This is a genomic window from Flavobacterium sp. TS_SC_5 (assembly GCF_056156265.1).
Map to the genome: position 1 here is coordinate 1,378,561 of NZ_CM149588.1, position 23,846 is coordinate 1,402,406.

A 23,846-nucleotide genomic window follows, 5' to 3' on the forward strand; every position below is an offset into this window, starting at 1 on the left:
ATTACTATTTGACCGAAAATTAGGGTATTCCATCTCTAATTTATTACTTTTAAAATTACATTATAAAAAACAGATGAATAAATCACTAAATATTTTATTAATTGAAGATGATGCGATTGAGGTTATGAAATTCAATAGAGTTTTAAGCACCCTAGATCTCAAGCACAAAATTATAGAGGCTAATAATGGAGAAGAAGCAATTAAAATATTAAAGGAAAAAGAAACTGTTCCTGATATTATTGTGTTAGATTTAAATATGCCAAAAATTAACGGAATTGAATTTTTACGAATTTTAAAATCCGATGATTATTTGAAGTATATACCAGCCATTATTTTGACAACATCCGGTAATCATAAAGACGTTTTAGAATGCTATAGAATTGGCATTGCTGGTTATTTGATTAAACCATTGAAATATGATGAGTATGTTAAGAGAATTACAAAATTAGTTGAATATTGGAGTGCCAATGAATTAATAACAAACTAGGATTATGTACGGGATTGTTAATAAGGCAATTGAGGAGTTAGTTGTCTTCAATTTTGGCCAAGATAAATGGGAAGCGATAAAGCTTCGGAGTGGAGTAGACGTTGATTATTTTATAAGTAGTGAGCCGTATGATGATGACTTGACTTTTAAATTAGCCTTGGCAGTTTCTGAAGAAATGAACATGACATTAAGTGCTGTATTAATCGCTTTTGGGGAATGGTGGGTTGTAAAAACGACAAAAGAGAAGTACGGTGGTTTGATGGAAGCAGGAGGAAATAATCTGAAAGAATTTTTAATAAACCTGCCTCTATTTCATAATCGAGTAATGCTAATTTACCCAAAACTGACGCCGCCAGAATTCAAAGTTAGTGATGTTACTGAAAACAGTGTTCATTTGCATTATTTTTCAAAAAGGGAAGGTCTTCAAGATTTTGTTAGAGGGATAATTCAAGGATTAGGAATAATGTATCATACGCCTGTAACGGTAAGTTTAATTCAAACTCGAGACGCGGGTAGTTCACATGAAATTTTTTATGTAAATTGGTAAAAAAAAGGCATGAAAAACTTAGAATTTCAATTTGATGAGAATAGCTTTAATAAGCTTTTTCCTTTTTATATTCTAATTGATTCTAATTTAAAAATAAAAGGGTTGGGTAGGAGTTTGTCTAAAACTTGTCCATCAATCAAATTAAATGATGATTTTGCTTCAGCTTTTGAAGTAAAAAGACCTTTTATTGAAAATTCCACCACTGACGGATTAAAAGCAATTATTGAGCAGCTTGTCGTTTTAGGGACAACAGATGATTCAATTGATTTAAGAGGTCAATTTCAAGAATATAAGAATTCTGTTTTATTTGTAGGTTCTCCGTGGTTTGTTTCTATGAACCAAGTTCGAGAAAAAAAATTAACATTTCACGACTTTGCTTTTCACGATCCTTTATTGGATCTACTTCATGTGCTGAAAACACAAGAAATTACTACTGAGGAACTCAAAGAGTTGCTGGATAGAATTAATAATCAAAAAAAAGATTTAAAAAGAGATCAGGAGGAATTAAACAGGCTTTCTCTTGTGGCTAGTGCTAATGAAAATGGAGTTGTTTTTACTAGACCTGACGGGGAAATTTTTTGGTGTAACGACGCCTATTTAAAATTGACAGGTTTTTCTAAAGAGGAAGTTTTTGGAAATACACCTATTCAGCTTGGAAAATGTGATTACACAAATCAAGAAGAATTAAAAAAGATGATAATTCCCTTTTTAAAAGGGGAAAAATTCAATGTAGAATTAATTCATGGACGAAAAGATGGTAGTTATTTTTGGACTAAAACTAAAGGTCAACCTATTCTGGATTTAGCAGGAAATGTAATGCAATATTTTGCAATGATTGAAGATGTAACAGATAAAAAGAATGCTGATTTTAAATTAATTGAATCAGAAGACAGGCTTTCATTTCTTATTCTGAATCTGCAAACGGGTGTTGTTTTAGAAGATGAAGACAGAAGAATTTTATTAGTAAATAAAAAATTCTGTTCTATGTTTGATTTTGAAGAAGAGCCGGATCTTTTAATCGGGATGGATTACTCTAATTCTGTAGAAGATTCAAAACGTTTTTTTAAAAATCCGGATTTATATGTGGAAAGATTGAATAGCATATTCGAAAGTAAGCAACCTGTTTATAATGAAGAATTAGAGCTTGTAGACGGCAGATTTTTCGAAAGAAGCTATATCCCTATTTTTAGAGATGGCGTTTATAAAGGGAATCTTAGATCCTATGTTGATATTACTTTAAAAAAGAACCATCAAACACTATTGCAAAACGAAAAAGAGAAATATAGCAGTATCATTGCCAATATGAATTTAGGCTTGGTTGAGGTTGATCAAAACGAAAACATCACTTTTGTAAATAATAGTTTTAGTGAAATTAGTGGGTATTCTTTAGAGGATCTTATTGGAAAAAACGCTTCAAATTTGTTTCTTAATCAAGAAAATAAGGAGCTTATTGTCGCTAAAAATAAATTACGGACTTATGGTATTACTGATTCTTATGAAGTTCAAGTAAAAAATAAAAAAGGAGAGGACAGACATTGGTTAATCAGTGGTGCGCCTAATTATGATATTAATGGAAAAGCAACAGGTTCCATAGGAATTCACCTTGATGTAACAGATCAAAAAAAGCAGGAAGAGGAACTTTATTTACTATCCTTAATTGCTGAAAAAAACATTAATGCTGTTATAATTTCTGATGTAGAAGGCAGAATAGAATGGGTGAATTCCAGTTTTGAGAGAATGTCTGGCTTTACTAAAGAAGAAGTGGTAGGAATTAAACCTGGACATCTCTTGCAGGGACCAGAAACAAATGTTGAAACTATTCGATACTTAAAAAATCAAATTAGCAAAGGTCAACCCTTTAATTGTGAAATTGTAAATTATACAAAAACGGGCGAGAAATATTGGGTAAAAATACAAGGGCAAGCTTTATATAATAAAAAGGGTGAAATAGTCCGGTATTTTGCTATTGAAGAAAATATATCTAACAAGAAATTATTAGAAACTCAGAGAGAAGAATTGGTTGCAAGATTAGCAAAAACAAATAAGGAACTTGAAGATTATGCTCAAATAGTTTCACATGATTTAAAATCGCCTTTGAGAAGTATTCATTCATTAATTTCATGGATAAAAGAAGATAGCGACAAGGCATTTAGTGAGTTAACTTTAGGATATTTTTCTATGATTGAAAATAAAGTAGAAAAAATGGATCATTTAATCGAGGGAATACTGACATATTCTAAAATCGACAAAGAAAATTTAATATTACAAAGTGTAAACACACATCAAATAATACAAAGCATCATTGATATAATTCACATTCCCAAACATGTGACCATCTCTATAAAAAATACATTACCTATACTCACGGCAGACCGTTATAGAATTCAGCAATTATTCCAAAATATTATAGGTAATGCTGTAAATTATATAGAACGTGATCCTGGTTATGTAGAACTAGCTTCAGAAGAATACGATAATCATTATGTAATCTCTATTAAAGATAATGGTGTAGGTATAGCAAAAGAGCATCAGGAAAAAGTATTTAATACTTTTCAATCCTATACTAAAAGTGAGCATTCCACAGGACTTGGACTGGCAATTGTAAAGAAAATTATTGAAGCCTACAATGGCAAAATTTGGATCGAAAGTGAATTAGGACAAGGGTCAACCTTTTTTGTAAAACTTAATAAATAACTATGAAAATTATTCAGGCTTCAAAAGTAGAAAGTCAAGATTGGAATTATTTACAAGAAAAAATAACGTTAAAAAATCCGTTGGTTTTAGTATTCGCTAATAGATTCCTTCTGGAGGATGATGCTGTAATAGAGAACGTCCGAAAAGAATTTCCCTATGAACATTTAGTTTTTGGTTCAACAGCGGGGGAAATTCTTTGCTGTAGCGTATTTGATAATTCTATTTCAGTGACAGCAATAGAGTTTGAAAAAAGCTCTTTTGTAGTGGAACGGCAAAATATTCTAGACTACGGTAAAGATGCCAAAACATTAGGCAAAACGCTATATAATAAAATTCCTAAACAGAACTTAAAACACTTATTTGTTTTGTCTGAGGGTAGTTTTGTTAACGGAAGCTCTTTAATAAAAGGTTTAGAAAATGATATTGATCTGGAAGTTTCTATAACTGGCGGAATGTGCGGCGATGATGCACGATTCGAAAAAACAGTTGCTTCGTACAAAGAAAATCCTAGACAAGGAGAAGTGATTTTGATTGGGTTTTATGGAGATACATTAGAGATATCTTACGCAAGTTTTGGAGGTTGGATACCATTTGGACCAGAAAGAATTATTACAAAATCAGAGGCAAATATCCTCTATGAAATTGATGGACAACCTGCTCTCGATTTATATAAAAAATACTTGGGAGAAAAAGCTAGTGAATTGCCTCAAGCTTCCTTGCTATATCCTTTGAATGTAACTCCTGAAGGTAAAAAAGAACCTGTAGTTCGAACTATTTTGAATATTAATAATGACGATCAGTCCATGATTTTAGCGGGTGACGTGCCTATGAACTCAAGAGTGCAGTTAATGATGGCATCTGTAGACGGAATTGCATCTGGAGCACAAATTGCAGCTGAATTTGCGATGAAAAACCGTAAAAGCAATCCGGAATTAGCCATCTTGGTAAGTTGTATCGGCAGAAAACTAGTGATGAACCAAAGAGTAGAAGAAGAAGTTGAGCATGTTCGCGAGACTATTGGAGAAAAAATTCCAATGACTGGATTTTACTCATACGGAGAGATGGCGCCTTTTAATGGGAGCAGTTCTTGTGAACTTCACAATCAAACAATGACTTTAACCCTAATTAGCGAATAATGAACTCATTACTAAAAAGACAGGTAGATAAAAAACTCAAAGGTGGACTGAACGATTTAGATATCTTTCTAGCGGCGATTAATGATTCCTATAACAATTTTGAAAATCAGATAGGCTTATTACAAAGAGCAATGAAAATTAGTTCTGACGAACTTTTTGAAGCCAATCAAAAATTAAGAGATGAAGCGGGGAGTTTAAAAGAAGTCAATAAAAATTTGCAGTTTATTCTTAATTCTATGAGTCTGGATGTAGCAATTACATCAAATGTTGATTCCTTTAATTCGTCAGATTATATTAAGAAACAATCAATAGAAATTGTTAAAATCAATAAGCAAAGAGAGGAATTACTTTTGAATCTTGAAAAACAAAATCAGGTTTTAAATGAATATGCTCACATGGTTTCCCATGATTTAAAAGCACCCTTGCGAAGCATTGATACATTGATAAACTGGTTTATTGAAGATAATCAGGCAATGATGAATGAAACTAACATGAAATCATTGAATTTAATTCTTTCTAATGTGGAGAAAATGGATTTATTAATCAAAGGAATTCTAAACTATACTGCTATTGATAATAAAGAAAATCAAGACAGAATAATTGATTTAAATATTTTGATTAAGGAAACTTTAAGAACTATACATATTTCGGAACACGTCGAAATTACTATAAAGAATCAATTGCCCAAAGTATTTGGAAATGACTTTAGGTATAAACAGCTATTTCAAAACTTAATACAGAACGCCATAAAGTACAATGATAAAGAAAAGATTACAGTCGAAATTGGAAATTCAGAAAGTGATGTGCAAATTAGTTTTTATATAAAAGACAACGGAATTGGTATTCCAGAACAGTACCAGACTAGAATTTTTGATATTTTCTCTAAATTAAAAAATAATGACCCGTCTTCAGGCATTGGACTTTCTATTGTGAAAAAGATTATTGACTTTTACAATGGTACCATCTGGCTGGAAAGCCAAGAAAATATTGGAACAACTTTTTATTTTACACTACCAAAATAACATCTTTTAAACAATAGTTTATGAGTCATTCTAATCAAGTTGATAAAGATCAAATTATAAATCAACAATTACGATTGCAACAATTATTAATCAGTATATCTACAGAATATATCAATGCAGATTTACATGATATTGATGGGTTGATTAATAATTCATTGCAAAAAATGGGCGAATTTGTTGAGGCAGACAGAAGCTATATTTTTGCCTATAATTTAATCGACAATACTACAAACAATACTCATGAATGGTGTGCATCAGGAATCGAGCCTGAAATACAAAACTTACAAAATATCCCAATAGAATATATTCCTCAATGGCTAGAAGCACATAAAGAAAATGAAGCTTTTTACATTAAAGATGTAAATAAGTTGCCAGACGAAGGAGAATTTGGGCTAAAAGCAATTTTAGAACCTCAAGGAATACAAAGTTTAATAGCAATCCCAATGATTAAAGCTGGAGAACTTATTGGTTTTGTTGGTTTTGATTCAGTGAAAAAATTATTTAATTACTCAGAAAATGAAAAAAATATTCTCTTTGTTTTTGCTAACATGCTTGTAAATGTAAGGCAACGAAAAGAAAACGAAGAGCGAATTAAAGAACAAGAAAACAAAAAAGAAATTTTATTACAAAATCTAGAAAAGCAAAACAAAGAATTAAACGACTATACTCATGCGGTTTCTCACGATTTAAAAGCTCCATTACGAAATATCAACGCACTTATTAATTGGGTAAAAGAAGATAATCTTAATAAATTTGATGAACAAACATTAGAGTCATTTGATAAGATGTTACAAAATCTAGAAAAAATGGATCATCTTATTATTGCCATTTTAGATTATTCATCCATTGATAAAATAGATACTGTTGCAACAAATTTTAATTTAAATGAAGTTGTGAACGATTGTTTAAAAAAATTAGAAATCCCTACTAATTTTAAAATCAATGTTTCAAATGTTTTACCAAATGTTTATGGGAACAAACAACGAATGACGCAAGTTTTTCAAAATCTAGTTCAAAATGCGATTGATTATAATAAGTGTGATTCCCCATCAATCGAAATTGATTGTACTGAAAACGAAGAATTTCAAACTATTAAAATTAAAGATAACGGAATAGGAATAAAAAAAGAATACACCAACAAAATTTTTGACTCGTTTATGAAATTACACAATAACTTTAATTCGGTTGGTTTAGGATTGTCTATAGCAAAACGAATTATTGAATCTAAAGGAGGAAAAATTTGGGTCGAAAGTGAGGAAAATAGTGGTTCAACATTTTATTTTACAATACCCAAAAACTAATGGAACAGCCTAATCTAACCTACATCAACGACCTCTCGGGAGATAATCTTGAATTCAGAGCTAAATTAATTGGTATTCTTAAAAAAGAACTTCCCGAAGAAATTAATTGCTATTCACAACAAATGGCAAATACTATTTATTCCGAGGCTGCTCAATCCGTTCATAAACTAAAACATAAAATATCTATACTTGGTTTAGAAAAAAGTTATTATATTGCTGAAAAATTTGAAGCTAATCTAAACAATAACTCAACAGGTCTACATGCTGATTTTGAAAATATTTTGAAAATCATGCAAGAGTTTGTAAACCGTTTGTAATACCTCTTACTGTATGAATTGCATAATTATAGATGACGAAGAGATGGCAAGAGCTATTATGACCCAGATGATTACTGTACATCCTGAACTTAACCTAATGCAGGAGTTTCCTAATGCTATGCAGGCAATAAAATTCTTGAATAATAATGAAGTAGATTTAATTTTTTTAGACATACATATGCCTGATTTTACAGGATTTGATTTTATCCAAAGTTTAAAAAGTCCTCCAAAAATAATTTTAGTAACCTCCGATAAAAATTTCGCCATAGAAGCTTTCGAATACGAGTGCATAGTAGATTATTTAGTAAAGCCCATAACTGAAGATCGATTTCAAAAAGCAATTCAAAAAGCAAATGCCTATAAAATCACTTCCAAAGCAACAGAAATTAAACCAATTGTTGAGGATAATGCAAATGAGTTTTACATAAACATAGATCGCAGATTGGTAAAAATTGAAATGGCATCTGTAAATATTGTAGAGGCCAAGGGAGATTACATTCATATAAAAACAGAAAGTAAAAATTATGTAGTCCATTCTACACTTAAGAAAATAGAAGATAAATTACCTAAAGATTTATTTTTAAAAGTGCATCGCTCCTTCATTATCAACACTAAAAAAATTATTGATATTGAAGATAATAGTGTCTTGATTGCCAAAGACGTAATCCCAGTAAGCCGCGCCAATAGACCGGAATTAATGAAAAGACTAAATCTTTTATAAGCTATTCGTCCCTACCAAATCGTATTTCAACTATAGTAAGTATTGACTAATCTAAGATATTATTTATTCTTTAATAAGCCAGTGATCTTTGATTCGTAATTTAAAACTAAAATTATGAAAAGATATTTACTCTTTTTTTTGTTGCTTTTTTCTTTTGTGTGTTTTGCTCAAAACTTTAAATTTCTAGGTAACTATACAGCAGATGGCACACCACAGTATTTTGCAACAAGTGATATTGTCAGCGCAGAAGCAATAAACTTGATTAAGAATTCTTTGCCAGAAAATTACCCTGTCCCAACTTATAATCCTCAATACCTTTCTTCTGGATATGATACGGATTTATTATTAGAAAAAGACGCTGACGTATGGGTAACATTTGTTTCTGAAGGGGCAGGATATCGAAATGTTTTAGGATTTTATACTTACGATATTAACAATCCACCTACAGTTGCGCCAAGTGCAAACGATATTACAATTGTGTTCCCTAATGTCTCTGCCGAAGGAAGCGGTGGTAGTTTATTGACGGGAAACAAGGTGAAAATTGGAACTTTTGCTGCAGGAACAGGAATAGGATGGGTTCTTTTGGCTAATGGATGGAATGGAACTCAGGTCACCAATGGATTATGGAGATTGTTTTCTAACCCAAATTTTAATCCAGAGTCATCTTCAACTTTAAGACAACACAATGTACTCCTAAAAGACCCTGAAAACCAAAGAATAATTCTAGGCTTCGAAGATATAAGAAGAGATAATTCTTCTTGTGATAATGATTTCAATGATGCTGTTTTTTATGTGTCAGCAAATCCATTTGAAGCTTTTAAAATATATAATGTTGCGGATGTAAGCAGTGCCACTAATGTTTCCTCAGCAAATAACGGAGGCTTAGAGAGTAATGGAGATTTAGCGACACTTATTGCTAAAAGAAATTTTAAGAGAATAAAATCGAACAGCTTTGCTGACAAAAAAGAATTGCAAAAGAAGTTTTTTGCTGTTGCTAATTTGACGGGTAAAACAGTAGGAAATGATTTTGCAAGTTTACTTCCAACTACCGCAATGTATGGAACTGAAACAACATATGTTTCAAGTCCCACTGATTTATTGGGAATTACAAATGCAAAACAAGTATATTCAGTAGATTATTATGAAGGAACAAATCGTGTTGCAGCAGTTTTAGCCACTGAAACCGTTGGAGGTATTTACAGTCATTCAAAGGCTATTTGTGATCGTTTAAATAGTTCTGCTTTGGAAGACATCAGAACAATAGAAATGAACGGTTATGAAATCATAATGGTGAAATTAAAACGAGCTAATGGATTAATTGAGTATGCTCTGAATTTTTCAATGCAGCAATTAGCTTCAGAAAATAAATTGCATAGCTACTGGAATTTAGAGCAGTATCCGTCTGGAGACTATCTTAACTTTCAAATATGGGGCTCTTCGATGGGACAGGTTAGTAGCATTGCAAATGGCATTTTAGAAAAATTTGCCGCAAAAGGAAAGATTACTGCTGATGTAGTTAGCAACAGAGTTCCTACTGTTTTTGTGAAAAAAGGATTCTATAAAAATGGTCAATTGCATCTTTCTATAATCAATAAATCTGGTGCCTCAAATATAATTTTCGAAGGAAATAAAAAAGTAACTGAATTATCTGCCACAGAGTTTGTGTCTCAAAACATAAGTTTGTCAGGAAGTTACGAACAAGATGTAATAAGCAATTTAGGAGGTATATTTGACATTGGCTTCTCCGTGTTAGGAAACAAATCAATGCAAATGGATGCCTTGTATTTAGCTGATGGTCCATGGGGATTGGATTATTCAAAATTAGATACTAAAGTGGATTCATTTACTATAGATAACAATGTAAATACTGGTAGTGCTAACGAGCAGTATGCAATAGAACGCAATGCTACTGTTAGCGGCAGCGTTTCTGGGACTATGAATTTATTTAGAAATATTCTTCCGGGAGAATCAGTTTTTGATGCAAACGGATATACTGCAATAGGTTTTAAAATCCAAAATTCATTGCCTGTTGAGGTAGTTCTGATAACAGATAATACGACAGACTGGAATGATAGATTGCGTTTTCAACTTCCCGTAAATGCTACTTTATCAGAGATCAATGTTCTCTTAGACAAATTTAGCAATCCAAAAGGACGAAAATATAATAATGAAAAAATTAAAGGAATTGTTTTTTCGGTCCAAGGAAATTATAGCGCCTTCCAACCTTTTGAGATTAATGTTTCTCAATTAGCTTTTAAGACAGCAGGTTCTTTGGGGACTAGTGATTTTGCAGATGAATTTGCAAAGAGTTTGTTCTCTTATCCTAATCCATGCCAGATTTCCTCTACACTTGTCTTACCTAAAATAACCGAAAGTGCAAGCGTACAAGTTATGGATCTATCCGGAAGAATTTTGATTGCAAAAAGCTACAACACCATCCCATCTAATAATGAAATCCAAGTAGCATTAGATAATTTAAGCAAAGGGGCTTATTTGTTTATTGTTACAACAAAAGAAAATGAAAAATTACAAACCAAATTTATCGTAGAATAGTAAAATAAATAGTGTTTAAAAGACTGCCAACCACGGGCAGTCTTTTTTTTATTGCGAAACTTACTTTTGTTTCGACTTTTGTAATTGTTGGAATATTTGTAGTTTAAATTTTATAATTTTAACAAAAAAGTGTCTTATGTCGATTTTATTTACGTTTTAAACGATAATTTTATAAATTTGTTTTAGAGACTAAAGTATAAAATATGAAGGTAAAATTACACAATACACAATCATTTGTAACGACAAATAGTTTCGAAGATCGTGACGGATATTATTTGATTTCTTTAAAATGGTCATTAATAAATGAAGTATATATTACTTTTGTTCGAAAAGAAGCTTTTGCTTATTGTTATAATTTGGATTGGGCTGGACCTGTAAGTAAGCCTGATGCAGAGAAAAAAGTGATAAAAGATAAAATAGTAATGGTCCATCAATCAAGAATAATTCCTTTTGTCATTAAGGTAATTATAGATGAAGTAGAATGTTCTGTATTGCCTAATACCGAAGAGGTGAGAAAAATAGTTGGTTTTGAAGATACTAATTTACAACTTGTAATTTAAGTTTGTTTTTGAAACAAATAGAATTTTAAATATCAGTAGAGTAAGTTTTTCTATTTTACTTGCTAAAACAGACTGTATTTAATAAAAGAGGATGTTATGGAGACACCCTCTTTTTGGTTTAAATCGGTTTGGTAATTTCTGTTATTTTAGATCGAAAATCGGCTTGTCAAATAAATTCCATTTTAATCGCAATCCAGCTTCATTGAAAGTAAAACCAGCAGCTGTGGTCGATGCAATGTTACTTCGAGTTCCATAAATATTCACTAATAAACGATCAGAGAATTTATAACCGAATTTTGCCTGAACTCTGTAGGTCCACTGTTTAGTGTTGTCTTCAATGAATTGAAAACCGGTTGCCACATTAGCGTTATAAAACCAAGATTTAGCTTCCACAATTTTCTCGTCTTTAAGTATTTCTAAAAATAATTCGACAGCATTAAATTTTTTCGGACTAAAATAATCAGTTGGGACTTGATTTTTAAAAGCAATATATTGGTAATTTAGTCCGCCTTTTAAAACAGGATTCGACATGAAGTTATAATAAAAAGAGGTAAACAAAAGGTTTCTGGCATTATTATCTGTTTGAGATGTGTAGAAGTATTGTGTAAACCATCCAAAATTAAAATTAGTACCCATGTTATAATTTAAATAATAATTATTGGTTGCAATTTGTTTATCAATCAAATCTGAGTTGAAATTTTGCACTTCTCTTTTATATCCAATTTCTAAATCTTGTAATTTGAAAGGTTTTGCTTTGAAATAGGTATTTATCAATAACTGATTGTATTTTGTTGTGTTAGAATTTGCTGAGGTAACTCCCGCATCCAAGGTGTAACTTATTTTAGGATGAAACTTATAATCAATCCCTAATAAAAAATCATTGGTTTTAGCGCTTACGTTTGAAACGGTATTTTCTGTTTTCCGATATTGATAAGTTGTGTTAATGGTCCATTTTGTTGATAATGGAATGGAAATAAGGGATCTTGTAGACATCGCCGTATTGTTTCCGTTGTCAAAAGAATAGCTTAATTTTTCTTCCAGATAAGGAGTGTATTCCCCTTTTATTTTCTTCAAGAAGTTCTCGGCATCATTTTGATTTTTAAAAATTTCTAATGTTTTTGAAACGGCACCCAATGAGTTGATTACTTCGCCTGATGCATAATAAGCATTTGCAATTCCAAGGTTTCCATCAAATGATTTTGCATCATTTCCTAAAATAGTAGAATAATATTGGATACTTTCTTTAAAATCACTGCGGTAAATGGCTAAAGTTGCGGAGAGCGCTAATAACCAATTTTCATTGGCGTATTTGGTGTTTAATTCAGTTATTTTAAGTGCTGCCAGTTTGTATTTTTTATTCCAAATCAAAGCCTGAACATAACGCTCCTGTGTTTGTTTAATTATGTTTTCATCGTTGCTACTTTTTGCCTTTTGGATTGCTTCTTCAGCTAAAGCTAAAGCTTTTTTATCTTTTCCGTCGATATGCTCAATCAAAGACAACCCGTTTAAAGCAATTATTGGGTCGTTTTTCGCAATAAGGGAATAGGTTTCTTTGCCTTTAGCTATATTTTTAGTTATTAAATATAGATTGGCTTTGTTTAGTAGCGTTTCCTTGTCATTAGGAAAGTCAATTAAAATTTCATTATAAAAAGTCTCAGCCTCGGTATAGTTTTTTTCATTTACCTTTTGATTCGCATATCCTAATTTTATGTATTTTCTGGAAATCAAAGGACCTTGGTTGCCAGGAGATAATTCTAACGCTTTATTGACTTGAAAAAGAGCTTCTTTATATTCTTTTAAATTAGACAAGGTATTGGCATAGCCAAGATGGCCCACAAAATTATCAGGGTTTCTCTCTACAAGTCCGCTGTAGAATGTTTTCGCTTCATCAAATTTTTTGTTCCAAAGTAATGATTCGGCGTAATTCAATTCGATCTCTAAGTCACCGGGATATTCTTTTTTTAAATCTATAAAAAGATCCAATGCTTTTTCGGATTGTTTATTGAGACCGATTGCTCTGGCATAACATAAACGTGCCGTTTTGTTTTTAGGATAGTCTTTTAAAACATTTTCGAAGAACACTTCGGCTTTGTCAAATTCCCCTTTTTCCAAATTACTGAATCCTTTGCTCATATCTTGCGCATGTCCAACATTACTTAAAATGATGAATAGAAAAAAGATAGTTTGTTTTAATAATTTCATCCGCTTAAATTCTTGATTTATATTGATGCAAGTTAAGTATAAAGCCGTGATATTTCACCTACAGCAAATGGCTATTCGTCGAAGAATTATAAAGCTTCATACTAATACTGCTGATATTTGCATCAGTATTAACAAATAAAATTCAAAACTTATGTCAGTTCAAATCACATATTTCGGAGGAGTTTATGAAATTAGTGGCTTTTTAAACACACAGAATGGAGAGTCTTTAAAAAATCATTTTGAAGCGCTGATGAATCATTCTAAAGGCATGGTTCTTTCATTGAATAAAGTAGTAGATATTGATAGTAGTTCAGTGAATGTTATTTCGTATTTGTATAGAAGAGCGGAGAAAAGCGATACGTTATTTTATATTATTGGAAAGGAAAACCAGAAAGTAAGAGAACTATTTAGCGCATTGAATTATTACGACATTCTACTTTAATTTTTTAAACATCATCTTATGAAAATAGCCTCTTATACTATTCCTTCCATACCAACAAAATTTAGTCCTGAGCAGTTATTTATGGTTACTATACTTTTCGTAAATGGAGGTAATTATTTATATAATCTATTACTGGGACGCATACTAGGACCGGCTGCGTTTTCAGATGCGGCAATTTTGATTACATTTTTATTGATTTTGTCATTTATAGGAATGACTTTTCAGATAGTATCTGCCAAATATGCCGTTTTATTCGATGAAATAAAATTATCCATTTTCACAAGGATGATTACAAAATATGCCCTTTTAACAGGTCTCGTGACAGGAATGGCGATTTTGTTTTTTAATCAGGAATTACAAGATATATTTCACACAAAAACTGCCTTAATGTTTATTATTTTTGGTCTTGGAATACCATTTTACTTTATGATGAGTATCAATCGAGGTTTGTATCAGGGAAAAAACGTAATGAATAAATTAGCGTTTACCTATCAAACGGAAATGGCCAGCCGGCTATTGCTTACCATCTCTGCCGTTTTATTACTTCCTACTGTTTCTCCTTCAATAATTGTTGCAATAGGAATATTGGTGTCATTTATCTTTGGCTTAATTCCTTTTCAAAAAAAAATTATAACATCGGTACAAATCACAAAGAGTTTAGAGTCTAAAGACGATTTAATAGATAAAAAAGGAATTGTTGCTTTTTTTATGTTGACTGCTTTTTATGAGCTGACCCAAATTATCATAAACAATAGTGATATAATTTTAGTGAAGCATTATTTTAATAATCAGCAAGCTGGATTGTATGCGTCCTTAGCATTAATAGGTAGGGTGGTTTATTTTGTGGCTTGGATGTTTGTGATGCTTTTGTTACCCAAAGTAATTCAGCTAAAAAAAGAAGGTCAGGAAACACAACCAATTTTGATGAAGTACGTGGCTTATATTGCTGTTTTATCGACGGTCATAGTTTTAGTAACGTTCATTTTTCCTGAAATGGTTGTTCATTTGATGTTTGGAAAAGCATACTTGTCAATAGCTTTTTTATTGTGGAAATATGCTTTGGCTACCTCTATTTTTGCTATTGCAAATATTTTTGCCTACTATTTTTTATCAATAAATCAATACATTCCGGTTGTTGTCTCAGGAGTAATAGGATTAACCCAAATCGGATTAATTATGATGTTCCATAACTCACTGCAACAAGTGGTCGAAATGCAGCTAATTGCAATGATTGCATTGTTGTTTTTTCAATTGTCGTTTTTCTTTTATCACAATAAAAAGAATGTTCGTCTTAACTAATAAACCATTCGTCGAAAAGCAATAAAAGAAGATCAATGAATGAAGATATTTGTGGTATAAAAATGAAAAATCAATGAAATTAGCTGTAGTAACATCATTCCCACCGAGCAAAGTAACCTTAAATGAATATGGGTATCATTTGGTGAAAAATTTCGCACAAAGAACAGAAGTGTCGGAGTTGCTTTTGATTACTGATATAACAAAGGAACCAAAACAACTTGACTTTGAAAACAGTGATAAAGTTTCAGTAAAAGAGTGCTGGGAGTTTAACAGCTACGCTAACATATTCAAGATTTGTAAAACTATTTTAAAAGAAAAACCAGATGCTGTTTTGTTCAATTTGCAGTTTGTAAAATTTGGAGACAAAAAAGTACCTGCTGCTTTAGGATTATTAATACCAATGATTTTACGTTTTTTAGGTTGTAATACAATTGTTTTATTGCACAACATACTAGAACAAGTAGATCTTGAAAGTGCTGGGTTCACCAGTAACAAATTGGCTCAAAAAACCTATAATTTTATTGGGACATGTTTAACTAGATGTATTCTTAAATCGGATAAAGTTGCAGTAACTATTAGTAAATATGTAGATGTTTTAAATAAAAAATACAAGGCAGATAATGTTATATTAATTCCTCATGGGACCTTCGAGCTACCAAAAAACCCCAATTTTGATTTACCTCAAGGTCCCAAAAAGGTAATGGCATTTGGTAAATTTGGTACTTATAAAAAAGTGGAAATTTTAATTGATGCAGTTGAGTTAATTAGGAAATCTTCTAATGAAGCAATAGAAATCGTAATTGCGGGTACAGATAGTCCTAATACTCCGGGCTATTTACAAGGAGTAAAAGAAAAATATGCTGATGTTCCTGGAATTAGTTTCACTGGTTATGTAGAAGAAAATCAAGTCGCTACTATTTTTAACGAAAGTACGATGGTAGTATTTCCATATACTTCTACGACGGGAAGCTCTGGAGTATTGCATCAGGCTGGAAGTTATGGTAAAGCAGTTGTAATGCCAGATTTAGGGGATTTAAGTATCTTAGTTAAGGAAGAAGGGTATAAAGGCGAATTTTTTAACCCTGAAAGTACAGAGTCACTTGCAAAAGCGATTGAAGCAATTTTAAATAACGACGATTACCGCAGAAAACTAGCCATGACAAACTATAAGGCAGCTTGTGAACTATCGATGGATAAGATAGTTCAACTGTATATAGATAATTTTAGACAAGTCGATTATGACAAATTACTGAGATGGGCTAATGATTAATAAAAAGAAAAGAGGGCTTCTTGTTTCCATTAATATCAATGAATCCAAAGCGTTTTTGTCTTTTCTTTTGCCATGGCCATTTGCCGGCAACCTGATCCGGTACGTGAGGGAAATCATATAACGTCCACGACATAAATGCAAAGTCATTCTTTTTGAAAATGGCTTGCATTCTTTTATGATATTGTGCCTGTTCTTCTTCATTAGAACCTCTCAAATTCCATATTCCTTTGTACGATGGGACTCCAAATTCTTGAATTACGATAGGTTTTTTTGTGATTTCCCCCAGATTTTTAGTTTCTTTCTCCAAATCTTCGATTGCATTGTAAAAATGATAAGAAACAAAGTCAACTTGATTCGATAAACGAATCGCTTCTGCAGAATTTGACCATCCAATAGTTACTAAATGATTTGGAGCACTTTCTTTAACCACAATTATGATGTGTTCCAGCCAACTAAGGACATTATTTTTGTCTCTGTTTTCAAAATCTAAATTGGGTTCGTTTTTTAAATCCCACGCTAAAATGGCTTTATGGTCCTTAAATGTAGAAACAATTTTTTCAGCGTGTCTGTGCGTCAAAGTCCAGGTTTCTAGCGTATAGTCACTATAAAAATCAAAAAGGGTAACAATGACAAACAGGTTTTTAGTTGCGGCTAAATCTAATATTTTTTTGAGTTTGTCTAATTTTTCTTGTTTGACATCAGCTTTGCCAAAATCATCATATTGAATAAAAATCCGAATAGTATTTAGCTTTGCATTTTTTATAATATCAAAATCTTTACCGATGGTAATTGGATTAAAAGCATCTCCAAAGGTGTCCCAAGCTGAATTTTTCGGGTAGTAATTAATTCCTTTGACAGTGAAATCAATATTGTTTTTAGTGATTTTATCTCCTTTTATTTTAAACACCGAATGTGATTTTACTGTGTCTATAGGTAGGGCAGTTCTTTCTATTTTTTGTAAATGACGCACCCTCCAAAAACCATCTTCTAGTAGCATCATTACTTTATAAGATGCTGTGTCCTGAATTGCTGCAATGAGTTTTTTCTTTTGATATACTTTTTGATATTCAACTACATTTTTATCAGTGAAAACTACTAATTGACCATCAGCACTATAAAAATCTAATTTTGGATTGTGGTTTAAAGTAGTACTCTCAATCGTAATCTCATTTTTACTATTATTTTTTATAGTGTTATATAAATTTTGACGCGTATTCTGAGTGTAATAATCGGCAATTCCTGCTCTTGAATTGTCTTGCAGGGATTTGCTTTTAACATACCAAGAAAAAAGATAATCCTTTTCGATTGTTTTTAAGGTGTTAGGTTCCATAGCTCTTCCCGGATTGTCAGTGCTTTCCCAAACTACTTTTGGTAAATAGGTATTTATAGTTTCTTTTTCTAAATGCAACATAGAGGTTCTGTCAGCACCAGAATTTAAATAATCGAGTACTTTACTAATGCCCAAGAGTAACAATACATTTATAAGAATGAATGATAAAATGAGAATTGCTCGGGTTATATTTCTATTGTTAATGAGGATCATAATATTTTGTTTCTGATTTTTGAGTAATGCCTAAAGTATTGATTTCAAAACGATAATTTTTTTCTTTATAAAAATCAGCTGCAATATGGAATTTTGCAATTCCATTTGAAGTGTCTTCTTGTAAAGTCGCTACTACTTTGTTTTCATGGATGATTTTTACGGTAACTTTTATTCCATCGGGAACCAATTGGTTCATAAAGCTTTTTAATGGACCTACAATTAGTGTTCTGTTTCTATTTGAAAAAGTATAATTGAATGTGGACAGGATAGGTTTATAGGCGATGTTCAAAGAGTTACTCTCTGCAATTCCGGTAATATATCCTTTTACAGTGTAAAAATCTGGATGATCCGGATGTAATAACTGACCTGTAGCGATTCCTTTTAAAGTTGTTCCAAAAGTCTTTAGAATTATATTATTCTTATTTGTAATAATAAAAGCGACTAAGGTCCCATCACTAATGACATTGTTGTATTGGTCTTTAATGATTGAGGTTGATAAAATTGTGATTTGATTGCCATCGGCATAGTCGTGATTACGTGTATAATTGATGCTGAAATTAGTTGCTATATTGGGGTAGACTTCCGTTTCTATTTCTTTTGTGGCAACGTTTTTACATTCTGTTGATACTAAAATTTTACCGGATGGTCTACTGGAAAATATGTTTTTCCAAGCAATGAAATCTTTGGTTTTCTCGGTGTCAATTATAATATTGTTTAAAAATTGATTTTTTATTAGAACCGGAGTGTTTTCCAGTACCGGATTATCAAATCCATCAGTGGGGACAGCAACCATCATCGTGAATTCTTTTCCGCCTGCCAAAATACTTCTTGGACCCAAATAATTTTCAATTTGAGTTTGTGTGTTTTTATTGGGAATGATTTCAAAAATGCCTTGCGCAATTGTTTTCTCATTAGCGATCAGAAACCAGGATACAGTACCAGTTTTTTTAGCGTATAGTTCTGGAATCTTAAAAGTCAGTTTGCCATTTTTAGAAATGCCTTCAACTAAAGTTTTTCCATAGGAATGAATGATATAAAGTTGGGGATTTGTGGTTTTAGAGTCAGATGAAAATTGCATTTTTATCTCATTTCCTGCAACAAAATATTTAGTTTTTGTATTTAGAATAAAAACTTCTTTTTGAGTTGTTTCCAATGCAGTTCCAAACGCCAAAAGGAGTACGACAGATAGTAAAAAGACGATGTTACTTGTTTTTCTCATTATCGTGGATTTCCAATATAATTGTTTATTTCTACTTTGATGAAATCATAACCGTTACCTTTTACTTTTTGCAATTGTTCTTTTTCACTGTTATTATTTCTATTTGGGACAACGTTTTTTGCAATTGATTCATTAGACATTCCGTTTACAAAACAGTTTTTCAAGGAGGAGTGTAAACGATTTATTTTGGATAAATCCACTAATGAATAATCAAAATATTGTTTGCGTTGCACCCGTACTCCTGCTCGCACAAAGAAATGATCCACATAAATTAAATTTTTATCACGGTCAAAATATGAAACTAATAACTCTGGTACGGTTACTTCCTGAATTCCAAAATTAAATAAGGTTCCTTTTAAATACTGGGCGGTTATTTCTAAATCAGATAAAGCAACTTGTGTATATAAATCTGTTATGGCGACATTGCCGGCACATTGGATATCAAATGTTACTGGAATTTCAGCAATTTCTAATGGAGTAAATTCATTCGGATTGAACGTAGTGGGTCGTATATCTGTGTTTTTTAACCAAGCAATATCTTCAAAGTTAACTTTGAAACTCGTAATTTCTTTTGGCATTAATTTGTGTTTGATAACATACTTAGCATTGTGGGACGCCAGTTTTTTATTGTTTTTGTCATATAATGTTGCTTTCAATGTAACATCCGCGGGAACATTATCTACGTTTTGAACTTCACCAATAATAATGTATTCTTTGTCAAGCTTGATTAGTTTAGCCGAGAGAATTTCAAGAACGGGTTGTTTTAATACATCATCATGATAGGTCTGCTGGGTAGAAATTATTCTTCGGCCATGCTTGAAAAACCCGGTTTCATTATTAGACATAAACTGATCCGGTGGAATATCTAAGTCAAGTTTTATGGGAGTAATAAACCACTTTCCATTTATTTTTGTCACATTATGGATATATTCCTTAGCTATTATTTCTAGTGGGGTGACCCATTTTGTTTTGGCTACTATTTTGGCGTTATCTTTCGTTTGGTCTAAAATATTAATGTCAATAGCATCTAGTTTAGCATAGGAATTTAAAATACCGTCAGCCACGGATGTTTCTAGCATAAATTGAGAAATTGATAATTTGCTTTGCGGATTCATAAATGAATACGCTTTTTCGAATTCTTTGAAATCTATGGCGTCATAGTAAGATTTGACAACGTTTTTCGGACTGATTTGTGTTGCATTGTTGAGGTAAAGCTTATAAACGAAACTCATAATAATCAGCAGTAAAATAATAGCCCAAACATGTAACAGTATAATTAATTTTCTTGAAAAAGCTAAATACGGAACTTTAAAATTGAAGAAGATGGGAGGAGCTGTTGTTTTTAATTTTAGAGCTTGGTACAAAATCATTTGAATGTTCAGTACAAACGCAATTAGGACTGTTAATAATGGAATAATTCCCCACATTAATTTTTGATAAACGGGAACATCCTCGATGGGAAGAATTTTGGATAATGGCGGGATATTTAGTTTCTCCCACACCATTATTCCATTTTCAAGCAGTGTTAAACGATGCCAGCCACAGAAATATAAAATAGGATCGTAAAATTTATCATTTGAAAAAACATATTTTAGGTTGTATTTTTCTGGAACGGTAAGGAATTGCTGTAGAGATCCAATTCCTTCCAACCCTCTAAATTTTGAATTTTCCAATCGCTCGATAGCTCTGGAAGTCAATTCAGGAAGCCTTCTCGCAGAATGGTAATTGCCATCTACTGTGAGTGCCTTTGTTTGATACGATAAAGTTGCCATTTGATCTCCAAAACCCAGAGGTAAATAACGCCATTGGTCGTGCTGATCCTGATTAAGGAAATTTATGATGGGTAATGTATTTATTTTCTGGGGCTGAAACGGTCTGAAATAGCCCATTGTAATGGTGAAAACGGCCATCAATAAAAAGGCTACTGCCATTAGTCCCCCTAAAATTTTATAATACACGGAGCCAAATCTATTTTGTATTGCTTCCTTTAAATCACCTTCAACAAAACGATAAACAAATTCGCCAAACATAGGTAAGCTCATTATAGAAGCCCATAATGTAAATCGATCTAAAGTTAAGATGTTAAATGCATTTTTCCCTAAAATTATCAAAGGAATAGAGGTAGTACCGCCGGTTCCCAAGATTATCAATAAAGTGATCGACAAGCCAAAAAACAGGTATCGTTTGCTATAATAGCGGTATATAATATAGGGTAAGAAAAACAATAATATTCCCCATGGAATTAGGAAAAACATTAGTCCAGAGGAGGTTACTTCGAGGAAATTATCCCGACTTCCGTGTGGAATAGGAACTTGCGTGATAGGATTTTTCTTAGAATTAATCCAATACGGTAAAATGCAAAAAACGATAAGAAATACAGAGGTGGCACCAAATACTATAATTCTTTTAAATAAGGAAAGGAACGATTGAAAGAAAATTTTAAAACTAACTTCTTTGAAATTAGTGACTTTTTCTCTCGAAGTGTCCATAATAACCATCCCTATCAGCGGAAAGATGAAAAAAATCATTCCAAAAAGAGGAGTTACATGATGTGAGCAAACCGTTACGGCTAATAGGGATATTGAAGAAAAAAAGTATTTGTATTTACCCGTTTTTATCCAAAGATAAATTTCTGGCATAGAATGCATCAAGACCGATATTCCAATAATACTGGGTAATTGTCCAAAAATATGAAGCGTTTCTATAAAGGAAGATGAAAAAACCCCTAACAATGCGGTGTAACCAGCAACCGTTCTGTTGCCTGTCATGAGTAATGAAAAACGATAGGTTCCAGTTATAAATAATAAAATCCCAATTAGTGCAACGGAGAATAATCCAAATTTTAATCCGCCAATTAATGATAATATTCCAATGGATTGATGGACCAATGGCGGGTAGCCCATTACTGTAAAACCGGTGTACCAGCTATAATTCCAAGGTTCAAACCAGCTGTGAGCATAGTGATTTGCAAAAAACAAATGAATCAAAGCATCATAAGTGTTTTCTAATGTAAAAAATACTGCACTAGAGTGAAAGACAAGCCCTATTAAAAGAGCTGCGATTAAATATTTATTAGATTTTTCTTTCACTAAATGATTATTGTTATCAAAGTTGTAAATATAAGAAATTAACAATGTATTAGTTAAATTTTACATGTCTAAGTGATTTATCCATTCATCTATACATTTGGGGTAATTGGTCTAATATTCACAAGCAAGAAGGGAAATCAAAATATATTTGCATCATATTAAGAACCCAAAATCATAAATACATGAAAATACTTATTGTAGATGATCAAGAGTTAGTTTTACTTTCTTTAGAAAAATGCTTGACGGATTTGGGCTATGAAGTGAAAAGTTCTAACAATGTTTTTGATGCAATTGCCAAGTATGATGAATTCTTACCCAATCTTGTTATTGCAGATATCAACATGCCTGTATTTAATAGTGCCACTCAAGCAGATCAAACTATCGATAATAATGCAAAAGCAGCAGGTTTAGAAATTGTCAAATACATTAAAGTAATCAAAAAACATGACATTCCCGTTATGATTTTGTCAGGTAATAATGATGAGGATGTAATATTAAAAGGTTTCGAATTAGGTGTTTCTGATTATATGAAAAAACCGTTAAGTCTTAATGAGATAGGAGCAAGAGTCAAGAGACTTATCGGTGTTAGCAAAGAAAGTTCTATAAATAATGACAATAGATTAATTCAGAATAACTGCATAGGAGTAGTAATTCCTTGTTACAATGAAGAATCTAGATTGTCAAGTGATGAATTTAAAAAATTCGTGCATAAAAATCTAGGATATCATTTGTGTTTTGTAAATGATGGCAGTAAAGACAAAACACTTGAAGTTTTACAAGAACTTCGGAAAGGAAAAGAAGACTATATAAGTATTTTTGATTGTGAAAAAAATGGGGGGAAAGCAGAAGCAGTAAGATTGGGAATGTTACATTTAGCAAAACAAACCCAATTTGATTATATCGGATTTTTGGATGCCGATTTATCAACTAATTTTGAAGACTTTGCTGATTTAGTTCAAACCATTTCAAACTCAAATTATGAAATTGTAAGCGGATCCCGTATAAACAGAATGGGAGCTGATATTGCTAAGGAATCAGCAAGAGCAATTATCAGTAAGACTATTAATTTTATAATCAGAAAAACGTTAGGAATGGATTTTAAAGACACACAATGTGGGGCTAAAATCATGAGTAAAGAAGTTATAGAAAAAACTTTTCAGAAAAAGTTCTTAACTAAATGGTTGTTTGATGTTGAAATATTCATGAGAATGAAAAAAATATATGGCCTCGAAGAAACGAAAAAATTAGTTTGTGAAAAACCATTGAACAGATGGGTTCATATGGATGGTTCTAAACTGTCATTTAAAGATTCGTTTAAAATTGTTTTTCAAATAGGTCAAATAGCAGTTCATTATAAATAAAATTACTTTAAAAAAATACGGGTCAAAGAGATTATGCAATTTGCATAGTCTCTTTTTTTTATGGATTTCATTTGGTTTTCAAA

18 protein-coding genes are annotated in these 23,846 nt (G+C 31.8%); 14 read left to right on the plus strand and 4 right to left on the minus strand.

The features are described from left to right. Positions 1 to 73 precede the first annotated feature (73 nt). From AC0J6S_RS06070 to AC0J6S_RS06115, 10 genes are all read left to right on the plus strand, one after another. A complete protein-coding gene (locus tag AC0J6S_RS06070) occupies positions 74 to 487 on the plus strand; it encodes a response regulator (RefSeq protein ID WP_474955891.1) in 414 nt (137 codons plus the stop codon). 4 nt (positions 488 to 491) lie between these two features. Further along, complete coding sequence (locus AC0J6S_RS06075; protein WP_474955892.1) at positions 492 to 1,034, plus strand: heme NO-binding domain-containing protein; 543 nt, start codon at positions 492 to 494, stop codon at positions 1,032 to 1,034. Positions 1,035 to 1,043: 9 nt separating this feature from the next. Then, positions 1,044 to 3,728 carry a PAS domain S-box protein gene (locus AC0J6S_RS06080; RefSeq protein WP_474955893.1) on the plus strand — a complete coding sequence of 895 codons (2,685 nt, stop codon included), beginning with the start codon at positions 1,044 to 1,046 and terminating at the stop codon, positions 3,726 to 3,728. Positions 3,729 to 3,730: 2 nt separating this feature from the next. Further along, positions 3,731 to 4,864 (plus strand): FIST signal transduction protein, encoded by a 1,134-nt coding sequence (locus AC0J6S_RS06085; RefSeq protein WP_474955894.1) that lies wholly within the window; start codon positions 3,731 to 3,733, stop codon positions 4,862 to 4,864. After that, positions 4,864 to 5,886, plus strand: a complete 1,023-nt coding sequence (locus tag AC0J6S_RS06090) for a sensor histidine kinase (RefSeq protein WP_474955895.1) — start codon at positions 4,864 to 4,866, stop codon at positions 5,884 to 5,886. The genes AC0J6S_RS06085 and AC0J6S_RS06090 overlap by 1 nt, the downstream gene beginning before the upstream one ends. 74 nt (positions 5,887 to 5,960) lie before the next feature. Continuing rightward, positions 5,961 to 7,187, plus strand: coding sequence for a GAF domain-containing sensor histidine kinase (locus AC0J6S_RS06095; protein ID WP_474955896.1), 1,227 nt, complete (start codon positions 5,961 to 5,963; stop codon positions 7,185 to 7,187). After that, positions 7,187 to 7,504, plus strand: a complete 318-nt coding sequence (locus tag AC0J6S_RS06100; protein ID WP_474955897.1) for an Hpt domain-containing protein — start codon at positions 7,187 to 7,189, stop codon at positions 7,502 to 7,504. The genes AC0J6S_RS06095 and AC0J6S_RS06100 overlap by 1 nt, the downstream gene beginning before the upstream one ends. A gap of 13 nt (positions 7,505 to 7,517) precedes the next feature. Then, positions 7,518 to 8,225: a LytR/AlgR family response regulator transcription factor gene (locus AC0J6S_RS06105; protein WP_474955898.1), complete on the plus strand. Its 708-nt coding sequence runs from the start codon at positions 7,518 to 7,520 to the stop codon at positions 8,223 to 8,225. Between the two features lie 114 nt (positions 8,226 to 8,339). Then, the gene (locus AC0J6S_RS06110) at positions 8,340 to 10,778 is read left to right on the plus strand and encodes a DUF4114 domain-containing protein (RefSeq protein ID WP_474955899.1); all 2,439 of its coding nucleotides are present in this window, start codon (positions 8,340 to 8,342) and stop codon (positions 10,776 to 10,778) included. A 203-nt stretch (positions 10,779 to 10,981) separates the two neighbouring features. After that, the gene (locus AC0J6S_RS06115; protein ID WP_474955900.1) at positions 10,982 to 11,338 is read left to right on the plus strand and encodes a hypothetical protein; all 357 of its coding nucleotides are present in this window, start codon (positions 10,982 to 10,984) and stop codon (positions 11,336 to 11,338) included. Positions 11,339 to 11,479: 141 nt separating this feature from the next. Here the strand turns inward: AC0J6S_RS06115 and AC0J6S_RS06120 are convergent, their stop codons facing one another. Next, entirely contained in the window at positions 11,480 to 13,540 is a 2,061-nt protein-coding gene (locus AC0J6S_RS06120) for a tetratricopeptide repeat protein (protein ID WP_474955901.1), read from the minus strand. Between the two features lie 151 nt (positions 13,541 to 13,691). On the opposite strand from AC0J6S_RS06120, the gene AC0J6S_RS06125 reads away from it, so the two are divergent. The 3 genes from AC0J6S_RS06125 (at position 13,692) to AC0J6S_RS06135 (ending at position 16,551) form a co-directional block, all read left to right on the plus strand. Further along, positions 13,692 to 13,982, plus strand: a complete 291-nt coding sequence (locus tag AC0J6S_RS06125) for an STAS domain-containing protein (protein WP_474955902.1) — start codon at positions 13,692 to 13,694, stop codon at positions 13,980 to 13,982. A gap of 18 nt (positions 13,983 to 14,000) precedes the next feature. After that, positions 14,001 to 15,281: an oligosaccharide flippase family protein gene (locus AC0J6S_RS06130; RefSeq protein WP_474955903.1), complete on the plus strand. Its 1,281-nt coding sequence runs from the start codon at positions 14,001 to 14,003 to the stop codon at positions 15,279 to 15,281. Between the two features lie 73 nt (positions 15,282 to 15,354). Continuing rightward, positions 15,355 to 16,551, plus strand: a complete 1,197-nt coding sequence (locus AC0J6S_RS06135) for a glycosyltransferase (RefSeq protein ID WP_474955904.1) — start codon at positions 15,355 to 15,357, stop codon at positions 16,549 to 16,551. On the opposite strand, the gene AC0J6S_RS06140 is transcribed toward AC0J6S_RS06135, so the two are convergent. Genes AC0J6S_RS06140 through AC0J6S_RS06150 form a run of 3 tightly spaced genes read right to left on the minus strand, consistent with a single transcriptional unit; the run spans position 16,541 to position 22,402 of the window. After that, positions 16,541 to 18,094 carry a glycoside hydrolase family 2 TIM barrel-domain containing protein gene (locus tag AC0J6S_RS06140; protein ID WP_474955905.1) on the minus strand — a complete coding sequence of 518 codons (1,554 nt, stop codon included), beginning with the start codon at positions 18,092 to 18,094 and terminating at the stop codon, positions 16,541 to 16,543. The genes AC0J6S_RS06135 and AC0J6S_RS06140 overlap by 11 nt on opposite strands. Further along, positions 18,081 to 19,313 (minus strand): hypothetical protein, encoded by a 1,233-nt coding sequence (locus AC0J6S_RS06145; RefSeq protein WP_474955906.1) that lies wholly within the window; start codon positions 19,311 to 19,313, stop codon positions 18,081 to 18,083. Before AC0J6S_RS06145 ends, AC0J6S_RS06140 begins: the two co-directional genes overlap by 14 nt. Further along, positions 19,313 to 22,402 (minus strand): hypothetical protein, encoded by a 3,090-nt coding sequence (locus AC0J6S_RS06150; protein ID WP_474955907.1) that lies wholly within the window; start codon positions 22,400 to 22,402, stop codon positions 19,313 to 19,315. The genes AC0J6S_RS06145 and AC0J6S_RS06150 overlap by 1 nt, the downstream gene beginning before the upstream one ends. A gap of 182 nt (positions 22,403 to 22,584) precedes the next feature. Between AC0J6S_RS06150 and AC0J6S_RS06155 the strand changes: the two genes are divergently transcribed. Beyond that, a complete protein-coding gene (locus AC0J6S_RS06155; protein ID WP_474955908.1) occupies positions 22,585 to 23,763 on the plus strand; it encodes a glycosyltransferase in 1,179 nt (392 codons plus the stop codon). Positions 23,764 to 23,846 lie beyond the last annotated feature (83 nt).